The sequence below is a fragment of the Luteibacter sp. P4_D7_3 genome (genome assembly GCF_056401735.1).
In genome coordinates, this window is sequence record NZ_JBFUIT010000368.1 from 1 (window position 1) to 3,580 (window position 3,580).

The window sequence follows — 3,580 nt, forward strand, 5'->3', positions numbered from 1 at the left end:
GTGCCAGGTAGTAAGTCAGCGATTCCCGGATGTCGTCCGTGGCATCGTCTTCTGCCTGGACAATGAACGTCGGTGGCGCGTCAGCGGCAATTTTCACGTCCGGCATCAAGGTCAGGCCCGGAGATGTCCAAAGATGCCCCGGATAAAGTGCGATGGCGAAATCCGGTCGGCTGCTCTGTCGATCGGCGGCATCGATGGGTCGATAGCTGCGCCGGGAATGATTGCTGATATCAGCGACCATGCGGCCACCCGCGGAAGAGCCAAGTACGCCGATCTTGTGCGGATCGATACCCATGGTTGCCGCCTGCTCGCGCAGCAGGCCCATCGCGCGTTGTGCATCCTGCAAGGCCATGGGTACGGAGGGGGCGCGGCGGCAGTTGCATTCATCATTCCAGTACGGGCCGGAGCCGGGCACGCGGTATTTCAGGACAACGCACGTGATGCCCTTGGCCGTAAGCCAGTCGCACACTTCCGTGCCTTCCAGATCGATCGCCAGGACGCGATAACCGCCGCCGGGAAACACGAGTACGGCGGCACCCGTGTTCTTTGCTGTCGGGCGATAGATCGTCATCGTCGGCACGGAAACATGCTCGACCATCGTGATCGGCAGGCCCGCGATTTGCCCTTTCGACGTACCGAAGGCTTCGTCACCGGGCGTGGCGGGCGGTGCGATCTTGAGGCCCTCTGGCCAGAGCGGGGTCTGGATAGCAGGCGCCGGAGGTTGCCACGGTTTGTTTTGCTGGTTGAGAAGGTCCCCGGTACCCGTGGTCTTCGCCCCCGCCGTCGCCGATATCAGTAGTGCGATGGCCAAGCCGATCCATGCTGCCTTGCTCATGTCGTCCCCTGTGCGAATAGCGAATCCAAGAGCCATCACTGTGGCCGTGGCGGCTGGCTTTCTCAGGGCAATGAACCGACAACCTGCGGACGCGTCGACCCTTACCCGTCGAGCACTCCTGACATCAATAATCTGCGAATTCGGCAACTACTTGCGATCTGACCCTTTCCTATTTGAGAATCTGCCCACCTTAGTTCCCACCGGACGGACCCGATGAACGATCCCTACAATTCCTATGGCTCCCAGGTGGCTCCCATGCCCGTCGAGTCGGCGGAGCCCAGGAAACCCTTCGTCGCACCCGATCCCATCGAACGGGCCGACGTGTCCGAGACCTGGAAGCGCCGTTTTCGCACGATCAGGGACGCAGGCGGCCCGGACCTGCCCAACATCAGGGCTCTCCCCTTCGGCGAACGGTTCGCGGTCACGCTCAACCTGCTCGCGTTTCTTTTCGGCCCGATCTACTTCATCGTCAAAGGGATGTACCGCCAGGCACTCGGCTATTTCATGCTGAGCCTGGTCTGCCTGTTCGTCCTCGAAATGATCGGACTGGGTCGTCACTTCCGCGCACTAGGTGCAGGTATCTCGGCCGTCTACTGCTCACGCGCCAATGTCAGCTATTACCGATTGATCATCGATCGCGAATCACGGTGGTTCTGACGGTTCGTGTCGACTAGAGGACGCCGGGAATCAAGGCTTTCGTCCGCGCCCGGTAGGCAGCGTAGGCCTCGCCGAACGTCTCGCCCAGCATCCGCTCTTCCATTCTCAGCTTGCGCCAGAACGAGAGGAAGACGATCAACACGCCGAAGATGACTCGCACGTCACCCTCTTTCAGCGCAGTGCCGATGAAGGCAAGCAGGATGCCGGTATAGATGGGATGCCGAATGTAACGATAGGGGCCGGCCTCGATCAGCACATGATCTTCTTTGATCTGGACAACGCTGCTCCAGTTGCGTCCGAGCAGATACCTGGACCAGCACGCCAGGGCGACTCCCGTCACCACGAACAGYAGCGCGACTGCGAAGACCGGCACCGTATGCGGCACGATCCCCTCGCGAAGCCAGGTGTGGCCAAACCAGTCCCCGGGCCCAAGCAAGCCGAACGCCACGACGAGTGGCAACCAGTAAAGCAATAACCGCGTCAGCCACGGTTCGCCGCGCGCGACGGATTTATTTCCCCACGCGCTGACCAGCCACCACAACAGGAGTATCAGCCACGCGATGTCCATGCCGCGTTTGAGCCAGTCTTCCATGGTCATCGCCGTGTTTCCTTGTCGATGCGTTCGGCCGAGAGCGCAGGGGCGCGGTCGTACAGGATCTTGGCGACAACGATGGCGGCAAGGACGGACGCGCACCCGCCGTACATCTGTATCCATTGATGCAGCAGGAAGGCAGCAAACGCAGCCATCATGCATAGCAGGCAGTACACGGCGGTCAGCACGATAGTGACGGTGCGCCGTCGCTGGGGCGGGGCCACCAGCACGCCGCATGCAATGACCGCCGCGCCGGACAACGCCGCTCCTGCGACCAGGGCCCACGGCATGGTGTAGAGATTCCAATGCGTCCATACGCTGACGCGGAAAAGCAGGCCTACGAGGACGGACGCCAGGACCTTCCCGGCGATCGCCGCCGGTACGAACAACGCCCAGCGAAGCGTGTTCCCTGCTGGCCTCTCCCAGAACCCCTGCTCTACATCCATGAACATCATCTCCCCTGATGGCGCGGGCATTCTGGCTAGCGCTCGGAGGATCCGTCAATGGCCGTAGGTCACATCACCTTCCGTAAGTCATGCGCTGACGAGTCCAAAGCGCCAGCGTGACGAAGAAGAAAAACAACAACGGACTCACGATGGCTTTGATTGCGATGTCATCCACGAATCAGGCACCTGTCGACAAGCGCGGTTCACTCAGAATCGAAATTCCGCAGCCATGCCGTAAGCGTCGAAATTGACGTCTTCCTTGACGCCGAACGCTTCGTACCGGGGAGCGTAGTGGTCGTAGTTGAAGCTGAGGCTGACTTGCGGATTGAAGTCGTAGCCGAAGCCAATGCCTGCGTAATAGTTGGTGTCGTAGTAGCGGTACCGGTCATGGAAGCCATCCGTGGGCAAACCATCGAGCGTGCCCGTCGAATGCACGCGAACGACGTTCCTATAGCGGGCGACACCCGCATGAGCGGTGATGAAGTACCGCCCGGGAAGTTCCCACTTCCCGTTGACGCCCAAGAGCAGGGCTTCGTTCTTCGAACTGACCCGGCTCTGACTCGTCAACGTGTGCGGCCCGACGATGTCGGTAGTCACCAGGGTGTTGTTGTATGTGAAATGAGAGTGGTTGAGGTTCATGTAACCGCCCTCCATTCCCAGATAGAAAGGCGCGTCGACCGTCCACCGGTAACCGCCTAGCACGCCGTACGCGGAACTGCTCTTGACGTTTGAATTGGCGTGTCCAACGTTCGCCTGGACGAAAGCGCCCTGACTGTCCGCGAAGACAGCGCTCGACGTGGAGAGTGCCGCGACGGCAGCGGCGGTGAGTAGCAGAACGTTCTTCATGAAATTCCCTGTTCCAGATCGATACCCGGCCGGCTGACCGGTTGGGCCCCTTGGGGCAGGCGCATTGTAGCTGCGGGACGACATCCGGCCTACCACCCCCTCTGGCGCAAAACAGCTCCTGAGTGTCCACGAAAAGCTGGGCTGTCCAATGCCACCATCGAGCATGGTCATTCCAACTCCATGCGTTCGTCAGGGTCCATAGGC

Annotated in this window: 5 protein-coding genes; 1 reads left to right on the forward strand and 4 read right to left on the reverse strand. The window is 60.6% G+C overall.

Annotated elements, in window-relative coordinates:
- On the reverse strand, positions 1-835 hold an 835-nt coding region (locus AC1DSN_RS19965), incomplete at its 3' end, for an alpha/beta hydrolase (RefSeq protein ID WP_477332429.1).
- Positions 836-1,048: 213 nt separating this feature from the next.
- On the opposite strand from AC1DSN_RS19965, the gene AC1DSN_RS19970 reads away from it, so the two are divergent.
- The gene (locus AC1DSN_RS19970) at positions 1,049-1,492 is read left to right on the forward strand and encodes a DUF2628 domain-containing protein (RefSeq protein WP_477296126.1); all 444 of its coding nucleotides are present in this window, start codon (positions 1,049-1,051) and stop codon (positions 1,490-1,492) included.
- A 13-nt stretch (positions 1,493-1,505) separates the two neighbouring features.
- On the opposite strand, the gene AC1DSN_RS19975 is transcribed toward AC1DSN_RS19970, so the two are convergent.
- The 3 genes from AC1DSN_RS19975 to AC1DSN_RS19985 form a co-directional block, all read right to left on the reverse strand.
- Positions 1,506-2,090 carry a methyltransferase family protein gene (locus tag AC1DSN_RS19975; RefSeq protein ID WP_477332431.1) on the reverse strand — a complete coding sequence of 195 codons (585 nt, stop codon included), beginning with the start codon at positions 2,088-2,090 and terminating at the stop codon, positions 1,506-1,508.
- Positions 2,087-2,530: a hypothetical protein gene (locus AC1DSN_RS19980; protein WP_477296128.1), complete on the reverse strand. Its 444-nt coding sequence runs from the start codon at positions 2,528-2,530 to the stop codon at positions 2,087-2,089. Before AC1DSN_RS19980 ends, AC1DSN_RS19975 begins: the two co-directional genes overlap by 4 nt.
- A gap of 207 nt (positions 2,531-2,737) precedes the next feature.
- A complete protein-coding gene (locus AC1DSN_RS19985; RefSeq protein ID WP_477296129.1) occupies positions 2,738-3,376 on the reverse strand; it encodes an outer membrane protein in 639 nt (212 codons plus the stop codon).
- Positions 3,377-3,580: the final 204 nt, after the last annotated feature.